At 65.3% G+C, this 21,808-nt stretch carries 18 protein-coding genes and 2 tRNA genes; 7 read left to right on the forward strand and 13 right to left on the reverse strand.

The window, feature by feature from the left end:
• The first annotated feature begins 42 nt into the window (after positions 1-42).
• Entirely contained in the window at positions 43-2,229 is a 2,187-nt protein-coding gene (locus tag JFY56_RS18460) for a patatin-like phospholipase family protein (protein WP_208315408.1), read from the forward strand.
• Positions 2,230-2,336: 107 nt separating this feature from the next.
• On the opposite strand, the gene JFY56_RS18465 is transcribed toward JFY56_RS18460, so the two are convergent.
• A complete protein-coding gene (locus JFY56_RS18465; protein ID WP_208315410.1) occupies positions 2,337-3,299 on the reverse strand; it encodes an NAD(P)H-quinone oxidoreductase in 963 nt (320 codons plus the stop codon).
• Positions 3,300-3,441: 142 nt separating this feature from the next.
• Between JFY56_RS18465 and JFY56_RS18470 the strand changes: the two genes are divergently transcribed.
• Positions 3,442-5,523: a carboxy terminal-processing peptidase gene (locus tag JFY56_RS18470; RefSeq protein WP_208315412.1), complete on the forward strand. Its 2,082-nt coding sequence runs from the start codon at positions 3,442-3,444 to the stop codon at positions 5,521-5,523.
• Positions 5,524-5,760: 237 nt separating this feature from the next.
• On the opposite strand, the gene JFY56_RS18475 is transcribed toward JFY56_RS18470, so the two are convergent.
• From JFY56_RS18475 to JFY56_RS18505, 7 genes are all read right to left on the reverse strand, one after another.
• Positions 5,761-6,240: an SEL1-like repeat protein gene (locus JFY56_RS18475; protein ID WP_208315616.1), complete on the reverse strand. Its 480-nt coding sequence runs from the start codon at positions 6,238-6,240 to the stop codon at positions 5,761-5,763.
• Between the two features lie 6 nt (positions 6,241-6,246).
• On the reverse strand, positions 6,247-6,612 hold the full coding sequence (locus tag JFY56_RS18480) for a hypothetical protein (RefSeq protein ID WP_208315419.1): 366 nt from the start codon (positions 6,610-6,612) through the stop codon (positions 6,247-6,249).
• Positions 6,609-6,932 carry a helix-turn-helix domain-containing protein gene (locus tag JFY56_RS18485; RefSeq protein ID WP_208315421.1) on the reverse strand — a complete coding sequence of 108 codons (324 nt, stop codon included), beginning with the start codon at positions 6,930-6,932 and terminating at the stop codon, positions 6,609-6,611. The genes JFY56_RS18480 and JFY56_RS18485 overlap by 4 nt, the downstream gene beginning before the upstream one ends.
• Before the next feature lie 191 nt (positions 6,933-7,123).
• Positions 7,124-7,549, reverse strand: coding sequence for a YkvA family protein (locus JFY56_RS18490; RefSeq protein WP_208315423.1), 426 nt, complete (start codon positions 7,547-7,549; stop codon positions 7,124-7,126).
• A gap of 371 nt (positions 7,550-7,920) precedes the next feature.
• Positions 7,921-8,649, reverse strand: a complete 729-nt coding sequence (locus JFY56_RS18495) for an FKBP-type peptidyl-prolyl cis-trans isomerase (RefSeq protein WP_208315425.1) — start codon at positions 8,647-8,649, stop codon at positions 7,921-7,923.
• A 224-nt stretch (positions 8,650-8,873) separates the two neighbouring features.
• Positions 8,874-8,950 (reverse strand) — tRNA-Asp (locus tag JFY56_RS18500).
• Between the two features lie 16 nt (positions 8,951-8,966).
• A tRNA-Val gene (locus JFY56_RS18505) sits at positions 8,967-9,042 on the reverse strand.
• Between the two features lie 178 nt (positions 9,043-9,220).
• Here JFY56_RS18505 and rdgC point away from each other — a divergent pair.
• From rdgC to JFY56_RS18520, 3 genes are all read left to right on the forward strand, one after another.
• A complete protein-coding gene (gene rdgC / locus JFY56_RS18510; RefSeq protein WP_208315427.1) occupies positions 9,221-10,141 on the forward strand; it encodes a recombination-associated protein RdgC in 921 nt (306 codons plus the stop codon).
• 167 nt (positions 10,142-10,308) lie between these two features.
• Positions 10,309-10,623: a quaternary ammonium compound efflux SMR transporter SugE gene (gene sugE / locus JFY56_RS18515; RefSeq protein ID WP_208315429.1), complete on the forward strand. Its 315-nt coding sequence runs from the start codon at positions 10,309-10,311 to the stop codon at positions 10,621-10,623.
• Between the two features lie 196 nt (positions 10,624-10,819).
• A complete protein-coding gene (locus JFY56_RS18520; protein ID WP_208315430.1) occupies positions 10,820-11,029 on the forward strand; it encodes a cold-shock protein in 210 nt (69 codons plus the stop codon).
• 51 nt (positions 11,030-11,080) lie between these two features.
• On the opposite strand, the gene JFY56_RS18525 is transcribed toward JFY56_RS18520, so the two are convergent.
• Positions 11,081-12,955: an MFS transporter gene (locus JFY56_RS18525; protein ID WP_208315431.1), complete on the reverse strand. Its 1,875-nt coding sequence runs from the start codon at positions 12,953-12,955 to the stop codon at positions 11,081-11,083.
• 257 nt (positions 12,956-13,212) lie between these two features.
• Between JFY56_RS18525 and JFY56_RS18530 the strand changes: the two genes are divergently transcribed.
• Positions 13,213-15,333, forward strand: coding sequence for a TonB-dependent receptor (locus JFY56_RS18530; protein ID WP_208315432.1), 2,121 nt, complete (start codon positions 13,213-13,215; stop codon positions 15,331-15,333).
• Between the two features lie 55 nt (positions 15,334-15,388).
• On the opposite strand, the gene JFY56_RS18535 is transcribed toward JFY56_RS18530, so the two are convergent.
• Genes JFY56_RS18535 through JFY56_RS18550 form a run of 4 tightly spaced genes read right to left on the reverse strand, consistent with a single transcriptional unit; the run spans position 15,389 to position 17,922 of the window.
• A complete protein-coding gene (locus JFY56_RS18535) occupies positions 15,389-15,718 on the reverse strand; it encodes an AzlD domain-containing protein (RefSeq protein WP_208315433.1) in 330 nt (109 codons plus the stop codon).
• On the reverse strand, positions 15,718-16,422 hold the full coding sequence (locus JFY56_RS18540) for an AzlC family ABC transporter permease (protein ID WP_208315435.1): 705 nt from the start codon (positions 16,420-16,422) through the stop codon (positions 15,718-15,720). The genes JFY56_RS18535 and JFY56_RS18540 overlap by 1 nt, the downstream gene beginning before the upstream one ends.
• A 30-nt stretch (positions 16,423-16,452) precedes the next feature.
• Complete coding sequence (locus JFY56_RS18545) at positions 16,453-17,304, reverse strand: AraC family transcriptional regulator (protein ID WP_208315436.1); 852 nt, start codon at positions 17,302-17,304, stop codon at positions 16,453-16,455.
• A 48-nt stretch (positions 17,305-17,352) separates the two neighbouring features.
• Entirely contained in the window at positions 17,353-17,922 is a 570-nt protein-coding gene (locus tag JFY56_RS18550) for a GNAT family N-acetyltransferase (RefSeq protein WP_208315437.1), read from the reverse strand.
• 393 nt (positions 17,923-18,315) lie between these two features.
• Here JFY56_RS18550 and JFY56_RS18555 point away from each other — a divergent pair, with 393 nt between their 5' ends.
• On the forward strand, positions 18,316-21,798 hold the full coding sequence (locus JFY56_RS18555) for a PAS domain-containing hybrid sensor histidine kinase/response regulator (RefSeq protein ID WP_208315438.1): 3,483 nt from the start codon (positions 18,316-18,318) through the stop codon (positions 21,796-21,798).
• Positions 21,799-21,808 lie beyond the last annotated feature (10 nt).

The following is a 21,808-nucleotide window of genomic DNA, read 5'->3' on the forward strand; positions in this document are numbered from 1 at the left end:
CCACCTATAATACCGGCCTCGCCTGCGTATACGGTCCCACCCATGCGACGCCTGCTGCTCGCCCTGCTGCTTTTCCTGCCCATGCTCCTCAGCGCCGCCGAACAGCGGCCGAAAATCGGCCTGGTGCTTTCCGGCGGGGCTGCGCGCGGGCTGGCGCATATCGGCGTGCTGAAGGCGCTGGACGAACAGGGCATCCATGTCGACGCCATCGCCGGCACCAGCATGGGCGCGGTGATCGGCGGTCTCTACGCATCCGGCTACAGCCCGCAGGAGCTGGAAAGCATCGCCCTCGGCCTGGACTGGCAGCAGACGCTTTCCGACTCCCCGCCTCGCCAGGACATCCCGTTCCGCCGCAAGCAGGACGACCGCGATTTCCTGGTCAAGCAGAAGCTCAGCTTCCGCGACGACGGCACCCTCGGCATTCCGCTGGGGGTGATCCAGGGGCAGAACCTGTCGATGCTGCTGGAGCGCCTGCTGGTGCACACCAGCGACACCCGCGACTTCGACAAGCTGGCGATCCCCTTCCGCGCCGTCGCCACCGATATTTCCAGCGGCGACAAGGTGGTCTTCGACCACGGCCACCTGCCGCAGGCGATCCGCGCCAGCATGTCGATCCCGGCGGTGTTCGCGCCGGTGGAGGTCGGCGGCAGGCTGCTGGTGGACGGCGGCATGGTCGACAACATTCCCATCGACGTGGCGCGGCGGATGGGCGTCGACGTGGTCATCGCGGTGGATATCGGCAGCCCGCTGCAGGACCGCAAGAGCCTGCACACGGTGCTGGATGTGATGAACCAGTCGATCACCCTGATGACCCGTTCCAATTCCGAAGCCCAACTCGCCACGCTGAAGAACACCGACGTGCTGATCCAGCCGCCGCTGAGCGCCTACGGCTCCACCGATTTCGACAAGATCGAGCAACTGATCGACGCCGGCTACCGCGCCACCACCGTCCTCGGTCCGCGCCTGGCGGAACTGCGCCCTTCGGCAGACGGCGAAACCGGCGCGCTGGCCGAGGCCCGCACCCCGGGCAGGCGCAAGCCGGTGATCAGCGACATCCGCGTGGAGAACGACTCCAAGGTCAGCGACGCGGTGATCCGCCACTACATCCGCCAGCCGATCGGCGAGCGGCTGGACCTCGACCGCCTGCAGAGCGACATGAGCACGCTGTACGGCCTCGACTACTTCGACCAGGTGCAGTACCGCGTGGTCCGCGAACAGGGCGGCAACGTGCTGGTCATCCACGCCCACGGCAAGCGCAGCGGCACCGACTACCTGCGCCTGGGCCTGAACCTGTCGGACGACCTGCGCGGCGACAGCACCTTCAACGTCGGCGCCAGCTACCGGGTCAACGGCATCAACCGGCTCGGCGCGGAATGGCTGACGCGCGTACAGATCGGCAACCACCAGGAAATCTACAGCGAGTTCTACCAGCCGCTGGACGTCGGCTCGCGCTATTTCGTGGCGCCCTACCTGCTCAACGAGGCGCAGAACATCGAGGCCACTCTCGACAACGACCCGATCGCCGAGTACCGCCTGGACCGCTACGGCTACGGCCTCAACCTCGGCCGGCAGATCGCCAACAACGGCGAGATCCGCTTCGGCGTGGCGCAGGCGTTCGGCAACGCCAAGCTGCGCGTCGGCGACCAGGACCTGCCGGACTTCAGCTTCGACGAAGGCTATTACGAGCTGAAGTATTCGTTCGACACCATGGACAACGTCGACATCCCCAGCGAAGGCGAGAACATCCGCCTGACCCTCAGCCAGCACACGCCCTCGCTGGGCGACGACGACCGCTACCGGCAGTGGGACCTGCGCCTGGACAAGGCGATCAGCTTCGACGCCGACACCTTCGTGTTCGGCGGCGGCTACGGACGCACGCTGGACGAGGCGAACGTGGTGGTGTCCAGCTTCCTGCTCGGCGGCGCGCGGCAGCTCTCGGGCTTCCGCCAGGACGCGCTGGCCGGGCAGAACTACAGCCTCGGCCGGGTCATCTACTACCGGCGCCTCACCGAGCGCTCGTTCCTGCCGCTGGACTTCCCGCTCTACGTCGGCGGCAGCCTGGAACGCGGGCGGGTGTGGAACGAGGACAACAGCTTCGATACCGGCTACATCAATGCCGGCAGCGTGATGTTCGGCTTCGAGACGCCGCTGGGGCCGCTGTCATTCAGCTACGGCCTGAACGACGCCAGCGAGCATGCGCTGTATATCGAGCTGGGACGGAATTTCTAAGGCAGGATTTGTAGGGCGGGTGCAACCCGCCGTATCAAGGGCAAGGGCGTGGCGGGTTGCACCCGCCCTACGACTCCCGGAGAGGAATGAAGGTCGCCCGAGGGGCATCAGCCCAGGCTTTCATCCAGCACCAGCACCACCTTGCCCTGCACCTGGTTGCTGGCCAGTGCTTCGAAGGCGGCTTCCGCATCCTTGGCGGCGAAACTGCGCTCCAGTTGCGGCTTCAGCTTGCCGGCAGCGAACAGCGGCCAGACCTTTTCCCGCAGATCGGCAATCAACTGCGCCTTGAACTCGTCGTTGCGCGTACGCAGGGTCGAGCCGATGAGTTGGATGCGCTTGCCCAGCACCTGGGCCAGGTCGAGTTCGGCCTTGCGCCCGCCCATCAGGCCGATGATCACCCAGCGGCCGTCCAGTCGCAGCAGTTCCAGGTCCAGCGCCGCATAGTTGGCACCGACCGGGTCGAGAATCACGTCGAACGGCGCGAAATCGCGCAGGTCCTGCAGGCTCTCTCCGCGGAGGGCACCACCCTCGGCGCCGAGGGATTCACAGTAGGCCAGCCGCTCGGCCGAGCCCACGCTCACCCAGCACGGGTTGCCGAACGCCTTGCACAGCTGGATGCCGGCGGAGCCGACGCCGCTGGCGCCGGCATGCAGCAAGACCTTCTCGCCCGGCTGCAGCGCGGCGAGCTGGAACAGGTTGAGCCAGGCCGTGGCATACACCTCCGGCAGCGCCGCCGCTTCCGCCAGCGACAGTCCATCGGGCGCCGGCAGCGCATGCCGCCCGTCGACCACCACCTCTTCGGCCATGCCGCCGCCGGCAAGCAGCGCGCAGACGCGATCACCCACCTGCCAGGCCGCGCCCGCCCCGACCTCGCTGACCACTCCGGAACACTCCAGACCGAGGATGTCGCTGGCCCCCGGCGGAGGCGGATAAAGCCCCGCTTTCTGCAGCAGATCGGCGCGATTCAGGCCCGCTGCCACCACCTTTATGCGTATCTGCCCGGCCCCGCAGGTCGGAGCGGCACGCTCCCCCCATGCAACCTGTCCGTCGATGCCTTGCAATGCTTTCACGCTGCCTCCATAGTGATTCCCAGGTGCCTGCCCATGCGGCGGGCCAATTTTTCTCTTCGCGCCGATTCCTGCTGTCGAGTGAACCCGGCGCCGGCAAACACGGCCTAATATGCGTCATAACTTTCCCCTCAGTCGAATCAGCATGAAGCGATTTTTACCCCGCACCGCCCTGTTGCTCGTCCTTGGCGCGACCGCCCTGACGTCGTTCGCCGCCACCTCCAGCCCGAACGCCTGGAGCGGCCTGCAGCCGGACAGGGAGCAGGTGATCGCCAGCCTCAACATCGTGGAGCTGCTCAAGCGGCACCACTACAGCAAGCCGCCGCTGAACGACGAGCGCTCGGCGAAGATCTATGACAGCTACCTGAAAAACCTCGATCCGGCGCGGATGTACTTCACCGCCGCCGATATCAAGGAGTTCGCGCCCTGGCGCACCCAGTTCGACGACTTCCTCAAGACCGGCGAGCTGGACCCCGGCTTCACCATGTACAAGCGCCACCTCGACCGGGTGAAGGAGCGCCTCGACTTCGCCCTGGCGATGCTTGGCAAGGGCGTCGACAAGATCGACTTCAAGGCCGACGAAACCCTCGAAATCGACCGCGAGAAAGCTGCCTGGGCGAAGAACAGCACGGCGCTCGACGACCTCTGGCGGCGCAAGGTGAAGGACGAGGTTCTGCGTCTGAAGATCTCCGGCAAGGATGACAAGGCCATCCAGGAACAACTGACCAAGCGCTACAAGAACCAGCTGATGCGCCTGGAGCAGACTCGCGGCGAAGACATCTTCCAGGCCTATATCAATGCCTTCGCGCAGACCTACGACCCGCACACCCAGTACCTGTCGCCGGACAGCGCGGAAAACTTCGACATCAACATGAGCCTGTCGCTGGAAGGCATCGGCGCGGTGCTGCAGAGCGACAACGACTTCGTGAAGATCGTCCGCCTGGTGCCGGCCGGTCCGGCGGAGAAGAGCAAGCAGCTCTCCCCGTCCGACAAGATCATCGGCGTCGCCCAGGGCAAGGACGAGATAGTCGACGTGGTCGGCTGGCGCCTGGACGAAGTGGTCAAGCTGATCCGCGGCCCGAAAGGCTCGCAGGTGCGCCTGGAGGTCATCCCGGCCAGCAATGCGCCGAACGACCAGACCAGCAAGATCGTCACCATCACCCGCGAGGCGGTGAAGCTGGAAGACCAGGCGGCGAAGAAATCAGTCATCGACATCGACCACGAAGGCCGCAATTACAAGCTCGGCATCATCGACGTGCCGGCCTTCTATCTCGACTTCAAGGCCTATCGCTCCGGCGACCCGAACTACAAGAGCACCACCCGTGACGTGAAGAAACTGATCGGCGAGCTGCAGAAGGAGCATGTCGACGGCATCGTCATCGACCTGCGCAACAACGGCGGCGGCTCCCTGCAGGAAGCCACCGAGCTGACCGGCCTGTTCATCGACCAGGGCCCGACGGTGCTGGTGCGCAACAGCGACGGCCGCGTCGACGTGCTCGACGACGACGAAGGCAACGCGTTCTACACCGGCCCGATGGCCGTGCTGGTCAACCGCCTGTCCGCCTCCGCCTCGGAAATCTTCGCCGGCGCCATGCAGGACTACCACCGCGCGCTGATCCTCGGCGGGCAGACCTTCGGCAAGGGCACGGTGCAGACCATCCAGCCGCTCAACCATGGCGAGCTGAAACTGACCCTGGCGAAGTTCTACCGGGTTTCCGGACAGAGCACCCAGCACCAGGGCGTGATCCCGGACATCACCTACCCGTCCATCGTCGACGACAAGGAAATCGGCGAAAGCGCCCTGCCCGACTCGATGCCGTGGGACACCATCCGTCCGGTGGTGAAAGTGGAAGCCAACCCGTTCCGGCCGTTCCTCGAACAGCTGCGCAGCCGCCACGACGCACGCACCCTGAGCAATGCCGACTTCGTCTATGCCCGTGAGCGCCTGGCCCTGGCCCAGGAGCTGATGCGCGAGAAGACCGTCACCCTCAACGAAGCCAAGCGCCGCGCCCAGCAGACCAGCATCGAGAACCGCCAGTTGGCGATGGAGAACACCCTGCGCAAGTCCAAGGGCCAGGAACCGCTGAAGGAACTCAAGAAGGAAGACGAGAACGCCCTGCCGGACGACGACAGCAAGACCAAACCGCAGGACGACGCCTACCTGACCGAGTCCGGGCACATCCTGATCGACTACCTGAACCTCGACTCCGCAGTCGCCAAGCACTGAGCGGACGTCATGCAAAAAAGAGGGCCGGCTAACCACCGGCCCTTCTTTTTTGCGGGGCGGCGCAACCCGTCATGACTCTTCCGGACCGGAGGGTTTCACCCGCCTTACCTGGCTTCCCTGATAATCCGCGATGAACCGCTTTTTTGTAGGGCGGGTGCAACCTGCCAACATGCAGGAACCATAGCGCCATGGCGGGTTGCACCCGCCCTACGGGAACGCCAGCAAAGGAGGTTTTACTCAGAGCCCCAACTGGCCCGCGCGCTGATCCAGGCGCGCCGCCTGAGCCTCGTCCGGCGCCAGGCCAGGGCCGCCCTGGCGGTACAGTTCCGCCAGCTTGCGCGCCGCCAGCGGATGTCCCGCCTCTGCCGCCTGCTCCCAGTAACGGGCCGCTTCGACGGCACTCGCCGCTGCGCGGGTGTCCCCTGCCAGCGCCTGGACACCCAGTTGATAGGCGGCCTTGGCGTCACCGCCTACCGCGGCCAGGCGCAACAGGCGCAGCCCTTCCTCGCGGGCGCCGAAGCCCTGCCCGCGGAACAGCAGCAGGTGCCCGTAGAAACTCTGTGCCGGCAGATCGCCAAGATTCGCCATGCGCGCGAACTGCCCCTGCATCCACTGCCAGGCGCGCGGCTGCCTGACCAGCCAGGGCCAGCCCATCAGGCGTCGCGCCACGGTGTAGCCCGCCTGGGCGCGCAGGCGCCAGAAGCGCTCGTTGAGCATCGCCATTCACAAATCCACCGGATAATCGAACTCGAACACCCGGACCACTTCAGAGGCATGCCAACCGGCGGCGGCCGGTCCATCAGGCGCCCCGGAAAAACGCCCAAGACGCTCCACACACTCGAAGAACCCGGTGCGCGGCAGACGGCTCGCTCCCTGGCTGATCACCAGCGAACTGCGCAATGGCCGTCCGGCACGCGCATCGAGGGCGGCCAGATGTTCCAGGGCGGCAGTCAGGGTGGTCATGGCCGGCGTCGGCAACTGCAGCCGCTCGATCAGGGCACGGTAGGTGAGCAGATGACGCTGGCGCCGGGCGTCCTCGAGCTCCTCCAGCAGACCCTGCCAGTGTCTACGGCTGATGTGTACGCTCAAGAGCCGGACCCCGCAGTCACACCCAGGGCCCGCCGCAACCCATGCTGGATGGCTTCGCTGGCCTCGCGTTCGCCTTTTTCGATCAGTTCCAGGTAGGACGGGCTGATCCCCACGGAGCGCGCCACGTGCTCCAGCGAATAGCCGCGCGCTTCGCGCAACCCGCGCCAGTCGGAACTGGCGTCGGCCGCAACCGCACCGATGGTGGAAGAAGCAGGCTGCGCCGCCTTCACGCCGGCCGCTGCCAGCAACGCCTGGTAGTCTGCCCAGGGCAGAACGGCATACTCTGCTTCGCCGTCACGCGTGATCACTTGAACGTTCATGACAACACTCCTTGCAAGCCGTCACTGACAGCTACGGGACCGTCTGAATTGGCATGCCCTGCACGTTCAGTATCGACCATGAAACAGCGTCTGGCCGCCTACGCGTGCAGCGCGAGAATGTCGGACAACGGCCCCGGCCCGTGGTTCGCGAAACTCCGGCCGCTTGCCCGTATGGAATTGCCGCTGCCGGATCAGGTTCGTTCGACCTTTTCCGGCAGCGGAAGGGTTTTCAGGGATGCGCGCACTTCCGCGCTCTGGTTGTCGCGCCAGACCTTGAACGCATCCAGTTCCGACTGCCAGCGACGGACCACCCAGGCCAGCACCGCCAGATCGTCGAGCAGGCCGAACGCCAGGATCCAGTCCGGGATCGCATCCACAGGGGTGAGAAAATACAGCAAGGCAGCCGCCACGGACAAAACCGCGGTGGAATTCAGGCCACGGTACTGGCCACGCACCCAGGCCACCAGCAACTCCTGCAGCAGGTTCAGGTCGGACCGGACCAGCTTCATCCGCGCACTCTTGCGCGCCACCGCCAGCAGCAATGCCGGCAAGCGGCCGCGAGAAAGGAATTTCCCAGCCAGGGCCAGATAACGATCGAATCCAGGCGGAGTTTTCATCCAGCTACCTCGCTCTCCCGCACGGGGCGGGCATCTGCCGGGTTATCCACCCAAGCTGTGGATAACTCTGTTGAAAGTCTGTTCCGACATAGCCGGAACCCCCATCTCAGGGGGCCTCGAGACAAATCGAACATTTTTTGTCCAGCACAATAAAATCTTTAAAAATCATGCATTTGTGACCTATTCGATGGCGCCGGTCCTGTCAAGCAGGGCCGACAAAGCGACCTGCGACAAAAATGTGCATAACGGTAACATTGCCATCGCGCTCGCCTCTTTCGAGACCGCGCGGTCAATCTGCATTCTGAAGCTGCCTGCGCCAGAAATGAAAACGCCCCGTCAGGGACGGGGCGTTGCAACTGGTACGAAAGTACTCAGTTGTTCTGTTGCTCAGGCTGGGCCTGGTCCTGCTCCTGGCCCTTGATGCCGAGCAGTTCGAGGTCGAAGACCAGCACGGAGTTGGCCGGAATCGCCGGGCTCGGGCTCTGCTCGCCATAGGCCAGCTCGCTGGGGATGAACAGCTTGACCTTCTCGCCCACGTGCATCAGTTGCAGACCTTCGACCCAGCCCGGAATCACGCCGCTCACCGGCAGATCGATCGGGCTGCCGCGCTGGATGGAGCTGTCGAAGACGGTGCCATCGGTCAGCTTGCCTTCATAGTGCACGGTCACCACATCGGACGGCTTCGGCTGTGCGCCGTCGGCCTTCTTGACGATCTCGTACTGCAGGCCGGACTTGGTGGTGACCACGCCCTCGCGCTTGCCGTTGTCTTCGAGGAACTTCTTGCCGGCCTTGGCGGAGTCTTCAGCCTTCTTGGCCATGCGCTCCTCGGAACGCTTCTGCAGGAAGGTGAAGGCTTCGGTCAGCTCTTCATCGGTGATCTTCTGCTTCTGCTTGCCGACGGCATCTTCGATACCCTGGGCGACGGCCTTGGAATCCAGGTCATCCATGCCTTCCTGGACCAGGCTCTTGCCCATGTTCAGGCCGATGCCGTAGGAGGCCTTCTGGGCCGGGGTCTTGAGCTCAATTTCAGTCTTCGAATCGCAACCGGTCAGAACAAGCCCGACCAGTGCAATGGCCGCAGCCAACCGATGTTGTTTCATGCTGATTTCCTTGTCTGTCCGCCGTGCAGGCATGTTCGATGAAGCCGCGAGCTTATCAGGCCCCTACGGCCAGTGGCTATGGGCTATATGAACCGGAGGCAGGCGGGAAGTTCCGATATGGAACCCGAGAAAAATTAACGGGATAGGAAGGAAAGCGGCACGCCGGCAAAGCGCGGCGGAAATGAAAAAGCCCCCAGGCATTTCTGCCTGAGGGCTTTCGAATATGGCGCAGCGGACGGGACTCGAACCCGCGACCCCCGGCGTGACAGGCCGGTATTCTAACCGACTGAACTACCGCTGCGTCGGACTTGCGAGATTGGTGGGTGATGACGGGATCGAACCGCCGACCCTCTGCTTGTAAGGCAGATGCTCTCCCAGCTGAGCTAATCACCCTTCACTCTCGAAGTGGGGCGCATTCTACGGAGCCGGATTCACTCTGGCAAGCCCCCGGGCGAAAAAAATTTTCAGATGTTCCAAAGGCTTAGGAAATTCCCGAGATGGCTCGAACGGGGTTGGCCTTGGCGCCGCCGAGCGGAATAATGCGTGTTTTGTGTCCGGGAGTCCGACCGTCATGTGGTTCCGCAATCTGCTCGTGTATCGCCTCACCCAGGATCTGCAGATCGATGCCGATAGCCTCGAGAAAGCCCTGGCCAGCAAACCGGCGCGCCCCTGCGCCAGCCAGGAACTGGCCACCTATGGCTTCACCGCCCCGTTCGGCAAGGGCCCCGACGCGCCGCTGGTGCATGCCAGCCAGGACTTCTTCCTGATTTCCGCACGCAAGGAAGAACGCATCCTGCCGGGCAGCGTGGTCCGCGATGCGCTGAAGGAAAAGGTCGATGAAATCGAGACCACGCAGATGCGCAAGGTCTACAAGAAGGAGCGCGACCAGCTCAAGGACGATATCGTCCAGACGTTCCTGCCGCGCGCCTTCATCCGCCGCTCCGCGACCTTCGCCGCGATCGCCCCGAACCTCGGCCTGATCCTGGTCGACTCGTCCAGCGCGAAGAAGTCCGAGGACCTGCTCTCCACCCTGCGCGAAGCTATCGGCTCGCTGCCGGTGCGTCCGCTGAGCGTCAAGGTCGCGCCGACCGCCACCCTCACCGACTGGGTCAAGACCCAGGAAGCCGCCGGCGACTTCCATGTCCTCGACGAGTGCGAGCTGCGCGACACCCATGAGGACGGCGGCGTGGTGCGCTGCAAGCGCCAGGACCTGACCAGTGAGGAAATCCAGCTGCACCTGACTTCCGGCAAGCTGGTCACCCAACTGTCGCTGGCTTGGTCGGACAAGCTGTCCTTCATCCTCGACGACAAGCTGGCCATCAAGCGCCTGCGCTTCGAAGACCTGCTGCAGGAGCAGGCCGAACAGGATGGCGGCGAAGACGCCCTCGGCCAACTGGACGCCAGCTTCACCCTGATGATGCTGACCTTCAGCGAATTCCTGCCGGCGCTGTTCGAAGCCCTCGGCGGCGAGGAAATCCCCCAGGGCATCTGACCCGCACGAGAGCGGTCCCGGCGCCAGCCGGGGCCGCCCGCAAGGCCGATCGCTTGCCTTGCCTGGCGCAATGTGCAAAATATTGCGCAACGTGAGGACGACCTCACCACCCTTCTGGTGCTTCAACGGGGACGGCCCTGAACTCAATCCCTGTTTCGGAGGCACTCATGTCCTGGATCATCCTGTTCTTCGCCGGCCTGCTCGAAGTCGCCTGGGCTGTCGGCCTGAAATACACCGAAGGCTTCAGCCGCCCCATCCCTACCCTGCTCACGATCCTGGCCATGGTCGCCAGCCTCGGTCTGCTCGGCCTGGCCATGAAGCAACTGCCGCTGGGTACCGCCTATGCGATATGGACCGGCGTCGGCGCGGTCGGCACCGTGCTGGTGGGCATCCTGCTGTTCGGCGAGTCCATGGCGCCGGTGCGCCTGCTCAGCGTGGCACTGATTCTCTGCGGGCTGGTCGGCCTCAAGCTCAGCCACTGATCACAGAACTTGCGAAACACTGTCGCTTTCCCGAGCAACTCTGGGTATGCTGCCGTCACTGTGCTTGCTTGGGTCACCGTGTTTCGTGACCTGATGTGGTGGATTCCCCCATCGCCGTGGTTTCGATCTCACCTTGCAACTCAGAACTGGCGCGGATTTCCCGCACCGCAATTCACTCAGTTCAAGGTGTAATTCCATGTCGAATCGTCAAACCGGCACCGTCAAATGGTTCAACGATGCCAAAGGCTTTGGCTTCATCACTCCGGAAAGCGGCAACGACCTGTTCGTTCACTTCCGCTCCATCCAGGGCAGCGGCTTCAAATCGCTGCAGGAAGGCCAGAAGGTTTCCTTCGTGGTCGTCAACGGCCAGAAAGGCCTGCAGGCTGACGAAGTTCAGGTCATCTGAACCTCGCCTCCCGGCAAGAAAAGCCCCGGCATCGTCCGGGGCTTTTTCGTTTCAGCGCGCATCACCGCGCAAACCAGCCACCTGCTCCCGCAGGTACAGGCACTTGGCCTGCTCCGGCGCCAGCGGCTGGCCGGCCACCAGACATACCCGCGACCAGAAGCGCTTGAAGAAGCCCTTGGCCGGATCGCGGCTGAAGAAGCTGCCCCACAAGCCCTGCAGCGCCATCGGCACCACCGGCACCGGGGTTTCCTCGATGATCCGCTCCACCCCGCCGCGGAACTCGTTCATCTCGCCATCCGCAGTCAGCTTGCCCTCGGGGAAGATGCACACCACCTCGCCCGCCTTCAGGTATTCGGCGACCCGCTCGAAGGCCCGCTGGTAGATGCGCTCGTCCTCGTGCCGCGCGGCGATCGGCACCGCGCCGGCGGTACGGAAGATGAAGTTGAGCACCGGCAGCTGGAAGATCTTGTAGTACATGACGAAGCGCACCGGCCGCCGCACCGAGCCGGCGATCAGCAGCGCGTCGACGAAGGACACGTGGTTGCACACCAGGACCGCCGGCCCTTCGTCGGGGATCGCCTCCAGATTCCGATGATCCACGCGGTACATGGAATGGCTGAGCAGCCAGACCAGGAAGCGCATGGTGAACTCCGGCACGATCCTGAAGATGTACACGTTCACCGCGACGTTCATCAGCGACAGCACCAGGAACAGCTCCGGGATCGACAGCCCGGCCACCGACAGCAGCAGGATCGAGACGATCGCCGCGGCCACCATGAACAATGCGTTGAGGATGTTGTTCGCGGCGATCACCCGCGCGCGCTTGTCTTCCTCGGTGCGCGCCTGGATCAGCGCGTACAGCGGCACGATGTAGAAACCGCCGAACACACCGATGCCGAGGATGTCGCCAAGCACCGCCCAGGATTGCGGGTGCGCCACCACCGCCAGCCAGTCATGCGGCTGGGCAGCCTGCGGGAAATCGCCGGAATGCCACCAGAGCAGGATGCCGAACACGCTGAGGCCGATGGAGCCGAACGGCACCAGGCCGATCTCCACCTTCTTGCCGGACATCTTCTCGCAGAGCATCGAACCGAGCGCGATGCCCACCGAGAACACCGTCAGGATCAGCGTTACCACGCTCTCGTCGCCGTGCAGCAGTTGCTTGGCGTAGCTCGGGATCTGCGTCAGGTAGACCGCGCCGAGGAACCAGAACCACGAGTTGCCGACCAGCGAGCGCGACACCGCCGGACGCTGGCCGAGCCCCATGCGCAGGATGCTCCAGGACTGGCGGAAGATGTTCCAGTCGAGCTTCAGCTCCGGCAGCGCCGCCGCCGCGCGCGGAATGCCGCGGCTGGCGAGGAAGCCGCAGATCGCCACCAGCACCACGCAGGCGGACACCGCCAGCGCATAGGACTGGCGCGACATCAGCATGCCGGCGCCGATGGTGCCGATCAGGATCGCGAGGAAGGTGCCCATTTCCACCAGCGCATTGCCGCCGACCAGCTCGTCCTCGCGCAGATGCTGCGGCAGGATCGAGTACTTCACCGGGCCGAACAGCGCCGAGTGGGTGCCCATTGAGAACAGCGCGAGGAACAGCAGGGGCAGGCTGCCGAGCAGGAAGCCCGCCGCGCCGACCAGCATGATCACCACCTCGGCCAGCTTCAGGGCACGCATCAGTGCGTCCTTGTTGTACTTCTCGCCGAACTGCCCGCCGAGGGCGGAGAACAGGAAGAACGGCAGGATGAACAGCAGCGCGCAGAGGTTGACCAGCAGGTTCGGATCGCCGCTCACGCTCAGGTGATAGAGGATCGCCAGCACCAGCGACTGCTTGAACACGTTGTCGTTGAATGCGCCGAGGAACTGGGTAATGAAGAAAGGCAGGAAACGCTGTTTGCCCAGCAGGGCGAATTGCGAGTGTTGGGTCATCGTCCTTGTACCTGTCGAAAGCGGATTGCCAAGCGGTTATTGGACTGCGGCACCCAACGCCGAGGCCACACTTCCCGTTCACTTTTCTCCCACTCGCCCCATCGCAATAGCCGACTTTCGTCACCAGAAGGGAGCAGGAAAGTTAAAATAAGAATTACTGATTAATAGTAAGCATTAGCAATTTACATTTCATTTACGTTTGCTTAGATTTGCGCCCCTTCCGAAATCGCATCCCCGCAGTACTGGAGCTTTTGCAGATGTTCCGTAAATCCCGCCTTTGCCTGTCCGTCTCCCTGGCCGTGCTGGCCAGTCCCGCCTTCGCCGCGCAAGCCGATGAAGATGCGGTGGAAATGGAGGCCACGACCGTCAGCGCGACGCGCTCCCACAGCGTGGCGGGAAAGACCCCGCAGAAGATCACCATCATCACCCGCGAGCAGATCGAGGAACAGTTGGCCATCACCAGCGACAACGGCCAGGTGCTGAGCAACCTGATCCCCTCCTATTCGCCCAGCCGGCAGAAGATGACCAGCTCCGGCGAGACCTTCCGTGGCCGCCAGGCACTGGTGATGATCGATGGCGTGCCGCAGTCCACCCCGCTGCGCAACAGCTCCCGCGAGGGCTACACCATCGACCTGTCGATGGTCGAGCGCATCGAAGTGATCTACGGCGCCAGCGCGGAGCACGGCCTGGGCGCCACCGGCGGCATCATCAACTACGTGACCCGCCGCCCGACCGCCGGCGCAGTGCGCCAGCACGTCGGCGCCAGCCTGGAAGCCTCGGACGACTTCGACAGCAACGGCATGGGCTACAAGCTGGACTACCGGGTCGAAGGCAACCAGGGCAACCTGGACTACCTCGCCGCGGTCAGCGGCCAGACCCGCGGCATGTTCTACGATGCCGACGGCGAGCTGATCGGCGTGGACGACACCCAGGGCGACATCATGGATTCGGACGCCACCGACTTCATGTTCAAGCTCGGCTACTGGCTGGACGAGGTGCAGAACGTCGAGCTGATGGTCAACCGCTTCGAGGTCGAAGGCAATCACGACTACGTGAACGTGCCGGGCGACCGCGCTGCCGGCATTCCGGCCACCTCGCGCCGTGGCGACCCGCTGGGCGAGGCACCGGAAAACGAGGTGCTCAACACCAGCCTGACCTACAACAACTCCGACCTCGGCGGTAACCGCTTCACCGCGCAGGTCTACAGCCAGCGCTTCCGCGCCCGTTTCGGCGGCGGCATCCTGCCATCGTTCCAGGACCCGAGCATCGACCCCACCGGGCAACTGTTCGACCAGTCGCAGAACGAGTCGGACAAGTACGGCGGCAAGCTGACCCTGAGCCGCGACGACATGTTCGACGGCAAGCTCAAGCTCACCGGCGGCCTCGACCTGCTGCAGGACACCACCAGGCAGATGCTGATCGCAACCGATCGCGAGTGGGTGCCGGAGACCGTCTTCAAGAACTACGCGCCCTTCCTCCAGGCCGAGATCCGCCCGGTGGAGCGCCTGACCCTGCACACAGGCATTCGCCGCGAGTTCGCCGAACTGGAAGTCGACTCCTTCCGCACCATCGCCTCCACCACCAATCCTCCTGGCGGCGTCAGCGTCGAGGGCGGCAAGCCGAAGTTCAACGAAACCCTGAACAACTTCGGCGTCGTGTTCCAGGCCACCGACTGGGCGCAACTGTTCGCCAACTATTCCGAAGGCTTCGGCATGCCGGACGTGGGCCGCGTACTGCGCGGCATCAACCGGCCGAACCTGAGCGTCGACTCCTTCCTCGACCTGCAACCGGTGGTCACCGACAACCGCGAGATCGGCCTGCGCCTGAACTGGGCACCGGTCGACTTCGAGATCAGCTTCTACGAGTCCGACTCCGACCTCGGTTCGCGTCTGGAGAATGTCGGTGGCGTGTTCCAGGTCCGTCGCGAACGCACCGAGATCAACGGCATGGAAGCCACCGCCGGCTGGCAGGTCAACGATGCCCACCGCCTGCAGGCTGCCTACTCGCAGATCGACGGGCAGTCGGATACCGATGGCGACGACCACGTGGACACCGACCTGGACGGCGCCAACATCCCGCCGGATCGCTACACCCTCGCCTGGAAAGCCAACTGGACCGAGAAGCTGAACAGCCACATCCAGGCCAACTACTACGCCAGCCGCAGCTTCGATACCCCCGGCCTGGACTTCGACGGCTACAGCCTGGTGGACGCCTCGCTCGGCTACAAACTGCCGCTGGGCGAAGTCAGCTTCGGCGTCGAGAACCTGCTCAACCGCGACTACATCACCTACTACTCGCAGGCCGCCACCACCCGTGACGACCAGTTCTTCTCGGGACGTGGCCGCACCTTCACCCTGGGCTATCAGGTCAGTTTCTGACCGAACGCCTGCGGCACGACGGAAGCGGCAGCCATCCCGGCTGCCGCCCTCCGCCCTACAGCGGCAACTGGCCCAGCATCCAGCGCAGCAGGAAGAACACCAGCAGGCCGCCGCCGATGGTCGCCAGCAGGTGCCGGGTGAGCGCGGCGATGGCGATGCAGGCGAGGCCCGCCAGCAGGTAGGCGTTGTCCAGGCTGAGCGCCCAGTGCTCGCCATCCGGCAGCAGCATGCCTGGCACGACGATGGCGGTCAGCACGGCGGTCGGCACGTAGTGCAGGCCCTGGCGCACCACCGGCGGGAAACGCAGGCTCGGCCAGGCGAACAGGCTGTAGCGCATGAGGAAGGTCATCGCCGTCATGCCGAGGATCAGCAGCCAGTACTCCATCACACGCCCTCCCCATTGGTCTGTCGGCGTTCCAGCAGCACACCCACCGTGATGCCGGCGAAGGCCGCCGCCATCAGCCCGAGCTTGTACGGCCAGGCGTAGGTGAGCAGCGCCGTCGCTCCGGCTGCCAACGCCGCGGCGATCTGCGGGCGATTGCGCAGCAGCGGCACGACGATGCCGATGAAGGTCGCCAGCATGGCGAACTCCAGCCCCCAGCCGGCAAGGTTCGGCAGCGCCTGGCCGAACAGCACGCCGACCAGCGAGCTGCTTACCCAGCAGGCATACAGCGCGGTGGTCACGCCCAGCCAGTACCACTGGCCCTGCGGCGTATCGCCGTGCACCAGGTAATAGCGCTGGACCACGGCGAAGGTCTCGTCGGTCAGCCAGAACGCCAGCGGCACCCGCCAGCGTTGCGGCAGATGGGTGACATGCGGTTGCAGGGTGGCGCTGTAGAGCACGTGGCGCAGATTGACGATCAGCGTGGTGAGCAGGATCACCAGCGCGCCGGCGCCAGCGCCGAGCAGGCTGACCACGATGAACTGCGCCGAACCGGCATAGACCAGCAGCGACATGCCGACGGTCTGCAGCAGCGACAGGCCGGCGGCGCTGGCCAGGGTGCCGTAGATGATGCCGAACGGCGCGACGCCGACCACCATCGGTACGCTGTCGCGAACGCCACGGGAGAAGAACTGTTTGCGGGACATGGAGCCTCCTTTGCCCCGCAGCCTAGAAGATCAGGCAGGCGCCGTCTTGAACGATCTTGCGCAGGCCATGCGGTACTCGCCGGGAGCGACGCCATAGGCCTGTTTGAACTGGCGGCTGAGGTGGCTCTGGTCGGCGAAGCCCAGCTGCATCGCCACGCTCGACGGAGCGCAACCCTCCTTCAGCAGGGCCCGCGCCTGCTCCAGGCGGCGCTGCTTGAGCCAGGCGTGCGGCGGCAGGCCGGTGGCCTTGCGGAATACCCGGGCGAAATGGAACGGCGAGAGATTCACGGCTGCCGCCAGTTCCTCCAGCGACGGCGGCTCGACCAGGCGCGCGGCGAGCAGTTCGCGGGCCTGGGCGACGGCCCGTGGCTCACGGCCGGCCGACGGCGGATCGGGAATCCGTGCGTGGCGGCGGAACAGCATCAGCAGGGCTTCGCGCCAGCAGGTCTGCTGCTGCAGGGCGGCGCCGCCGGAGTCGAGCAGTTGGTGCAGGGTGGCGAAGGTCCGGGTCAGCTCGGCATCCCGCAGCACGCTGGCGGAAAACGACGGCAGGCCGCCACGGCCGAGATTCAGTTCGTCCAGCACCGTGGTGACCTGGGCGATCTCCGGGTAGAAACCGCGGTACAACCAACCCTCTTCATGGGCCTTGGAGCCGGTATGCACCTCGTCCGGATTGATCAGCACCATGCTGCCCACCGGCGCCAGGTGCTCGCTGCCGCGATGGTGGAAGCGCTGGGCGCCACGTTCGATCACGGTGAACACGTAGCCCTCGTGCACGTGTGGCGCGAAACGCTGCTCGATATAACGCGCGTGCAGCAGCTCGACGCCGCCGAGTTCGTCGGCGCGCCAGAAGCGGGTCTGTTCCATTGCGGCGGTGTTCATGCGGCTCCTTCGCCCCGGAGGGAAGCCGCCCAGCTTAGCGCGAACGCGTCAGCCGCTGAAGCCGGCCTCCAGGCTGGCCTTCACCTGCGGCCATTCATGGTCGGTGATGCTGTACAGGACGGTGTCGTCGAGACGCCCGCCAGCCAGGCGCCGATGGTTGCGCAGCACGCCTTCGCGCACCGCGCCGAGCTTCTCGATGGCGCGTTGCGCGCGCAGGTTGCTGGCAGCGGTAGTCATCTGCACGCGGACCATCTTCCAGCTATCGAAAGCGTGCCGCAGCATCAGGTACTTGATGCTGGCGTTCAGGCCACTGCCGTGCTGGGCCTGGTCCAGCCAGGTGGCGCCGATCTCGCAGGCCGGCAGCGCCGGCAGGAAGTCCATGAAGCGCGTGGTGCCGACGATCTGGTTACCCAGCCGCACCACCAGCGGCAGTTCCCGCCCCTCACGCTGCTCGGCGATGCCCTGGCGATACCAGTCCGGCCGCTGCGGAGCGCTCATGTACTGCAGGGCCTCGCTATTGAGGTCGGCCAGAGCCACCAGCTCCGGGACGTCGGCTTCCACCATGGGCTCCAGGCGCAGGGCGCCCCGCTGCAGGGTGATGGGTAACGGTCTGAACATGAAGCGCCCTCCTCGCACACGCGCCCTTTTCAGAGCGTAGCGGCATGCCGTAAGTGCCGTGTGCCCATGACGAATCGACAGACGGAGCCGCGGCGAAATGGCGGCACGCTACCAGCATGGAGGGGGTGGCTCAAGGGCATCGCCACGCGGAGATGGCCTGGATCAACTCCGGGCAGAGGACCTGTAGGAGCCAGCTTGCTGGCGATCATCCGAGCTAACCGGCGACTCCAGACTTGCCGGCGAGTCCGGGATCGCCAGCAAGCTGGCTCCTACCAAGAGCAGGCGCAGCGCGCGTCCTGAGACCTTGGTAGCACTTCTCTGACATCCCCGCGCTTTGGTGCGAAACTTGCGAATCAACCAGACTTTCCGCACGCGCCCGGCACTGGAGTCCACATGTCGCTGTCCAGCGGGCTGATCGCCACGGTCGCCCTCCTCTACATGGCCATCCTGTTCGCCATCGCCTTCTATGGCGACCGCCGCCGCGCGCCCCTCTCGCCGCGCCTGCGGGCGTGGGTCTACAGCCTGTCGCTGGCGGTGTACTGCACCAGCTGGACCTTCTTCGGCGCGGTCGGCCAGGCCGCCGGGCAGCTCTGGTCGTTCCTGCCGATCTACCTCGGGCCGGTGCTGCTGATGCTGTTCGCGCCCTGGGTGCTGCAGAAAATGATCCTGATCAGCAAGCAGGAGAACATCACCTCCATCGCCGACTTCATCGCCGCGCGCTACGGCAAGTCGCAGGCGCTCGCCGTGGTGGTGGCGCTGATCTGCGTGGTCTGCGTGCTGCCCTACATCGCCCTGCAGCTGAAGGGCATCGTCCTCGGCGTGAACCTGCTGATCGGCGCCGGCCCCGACTCCACCGGCACCCGCTCGCAGGACACGGCGCTGCTGGTGTCGCTGATCCTCGCGCTGTTCACCATCGTCTTCGGCACGCGCAGCCTGGACGTCACCGAACACCACCGCGGCATGGTGCTGGCCATCGCCTTCGAATCGCTGGTCAAGCTGGCGGCGTTCCTCGCCGTCGGCATCTTCGTCACCTTCGGCCTCTACGACGGCTTCGGCGACCTGCTGGAAAAGGCCCGCAACGCCCCGCAGCTCGACGAGTACTGGCAGAACACCGTGCACTGGCCGGCGATGCTGCTGCAGACCGGCGTGGCGATGACCGCGATCATGTGCCTGCCGCGGCAGTTCCACGTCACCGTGGTGGAGAACATCAAGCCGCGCGACCTCGACCTGGCGCGCTGGGTGTTTCCCGCCTACCTGGTGCTGGCCGCGCTGTTCGTCGTGCCGATCGCCCTCGCCGGCCAGCTGTACCTGCCCGCCGGAGTGATGCCGGACTCCTTCGTGATCAGCCTGCCGCTGGCCGAGGCGCATCCGGCGCTGGCCCTGCTGGCGTTCATCGGCGGCGCCTCGGCCGCCACCGGCATGGTCATCGTCGCCAGCGTGGCGCTGTCGACCATGGTTTCCAACGACATGCTGCTGCCGTGGCTGCTGCGTCGCAAAGGCGCCGAGGACGCGCAGCCGTTCGAAGCGTTCCGCCACTGGCTGCTCACCGTGCGCCGGGTCAGCATCGTGCTGATCCTGCTGCTCGCCTACGTCTCCTACCGCCTGCTCGGCTCCACCGCCAGCCTGGCGACCATCGGCCAGATCGCCTTCGCCGCCATCGCCCAGCTCGGCCCGGCGATGATCGGCGCGCTGTACTGGAAGCAGGCCAACCGCCGCGGCGTGTTCGCCGGGCTGGCGGCCGGCTCGGCGCTGTGGGGCTACACCCTGGTGGTGCCGGTGGTGGCCCGCGGCCTGGGCTGGCCGCTGGACAACTTCCCCGGCCTGACCTGGCTGACCGGTTACCCTCTCGGCCCGAGCTTCGAACCGCTGACCCTCGGCGTACTGATCTCGCTGATCGGCAACTTCGCGCTGTTCGGCCTGGTCTCGGTTTTCTCCCGCACGCGGGTTTCCGAGCACTGGCAGGCCAGCCGCTTCATCGGCCAGGAGATTTCCCCGCGCGTCAGTTCGCGTTCGATGCTCGCCGTGCAGCTCGACGACCTGCTGATGCTCGCCGCCCGCTTCGTCGGCGAGGAGCGCGCGCGGCAGAGCTTCGTGCGCTTCGCCTACCAGCAGGGCAAGAGCTTCAGCCCCAGCCAGAACGCCGACATCGAATGGATCGCGCATACCGAGCGCCTGCTCGCTGGCGTGCTCGGCGCATCCTCGGCGCGGGCGGTGGTGAAGGCCGCCATCGAAGGCCGCGAGATGCAGGTGGAGGACGTGGTGAAGATCGCCGACGAAGCCTCCGAAGTGCTGCAGTTCAACCGCGCGCTGCTGCAGGGCGCCATCGAGAACATCACCCAGGGCATCAGCGTGGTCGACCAGTCGCTGCGCCTGGTGGCCTGGAACCACCGCTACCTGGAGCTGTTCCAGTACCCCGAGGGGCTGATCCACGTCGGCCGGCCGATCGCCGACATCATCCGCTTCAACGCCGAGCGCGGCCTGTGCGGCACCGGCGACCCGGATCTGCACGTGGCCAAGCGCCTGTACTGGATGCGCCAGGGCACGCCGCACACCTCCGAGCGGTTGTTCCCCAACGGACGGGTCATCGAGCTGATCGGCAATCCGATGCCCGGCGGCGGTTTCGTCATGAGCTTCACCGACATCACCGCGTTCCGCGATGCCGAGCACGCGCTCAAGGAATCCAACGAAAGCCTCGAACAGCGTGTGCAGGAACGGACCCACGAGCTGTCGAAACTGAACCAGGCACTGATCGAGGCGAAGGGCACCGCCGAGGCCGCCAACCAGTCGAAGACCCGCTTCCTCGCCGCGGTCAGCCACGACCTGATGCAGCCGCTGAACGCCGCCCGGTTGTTCTCCGCCGCCCTTTCCCATCAGGAGGCGCTGCCGCCCGATGCCAGCGACCTGGTGCGTCATCTCGATTCCTCGCTGCGCTCCGCCGAGGACCTGATCACCGACCTGCTGGACATTTCGCGTCTGGAAAGCGGCCGGGTCATCGCCGAGCGCACGGCCTTCCCGCTATCCAGCCTGTACGACGCGCTGGGCGTGGAGTTCAAGGCGCTGGCCCGGGAACAGGGCATCGACTTCCATCTGCGCGGCAGCCGCCTGCGGGTGGAAAGCGACATGAAGATGCTGCGCCGGGTGCTGCAGAACTTCCTGACCAACGCCTTCCGCTACGCCAAGGGCCACGTGCTGCTCGGCGTGCGCCGCGAGGCGGGACACCTGCGGCTGGAAGTGTGGGACCGCGGGCCGGGCATTCCGGCGGACAAGCTGAAGGTCATCTTCGAAGAGTTCAAGCGCCTGGACAGCCACCAGACCCGCGCCGAAAAGGGCCTCGGCCTCGGTCTGGCGATTGCCGACCGCCTGTGCAAGGTGCTCGGCCATCGCCTGGAAGTGCGTTCCTGGCCGGGCCAGGGCAGCGTGTTCAGCGTCCGCGTGCCACTGGCCCGTCAGCCGGCGCCGGGCGCCGAGCCCGCCAGGCCACGCAGCGAAGCACCGGCACAGCTGAACGGTGCCCAGGTGCTCTGCGTGGACAACGAGGACAGCATCCTCGCCGGCATGGACAGCCTGCTCAGCCGCTGGGGCTGCCAGGTGCTCACCGCACGCAACCGCGAGGAATGCGAGCGCCTGCTGGCGAACGATACGCGACCGCAACTGGCGCTGATCGACTATCACCTGGACAACGGCGAGACCGGCACCGAGCTGATGGCCTGGCTGCGCGCCCGTCTCGGCGGGCCGCTGCCCGGCGTGGTGATCAGCGCCGACGCGCGGCCGGAACTGGTGGCGCAGGTGCACGCCGCCGGACTCGACTACCTGTCCAAGCCGGTCAAGCCGGCGGCCCTGCGCGCCCTGATCAGCCGGCATCTCAAGCTGAGCTGAGGCGCAGGCG

The organism is Pseudomonas schmalbachii, assembly GCF_017589465.1.
GTDB lineage: Bacteria > Pseudomonadota > Gammaproteobacteria > Pseudomonadales > Pseudomonadaceae > Pseudomonas > Pseudomonas schmalbachii.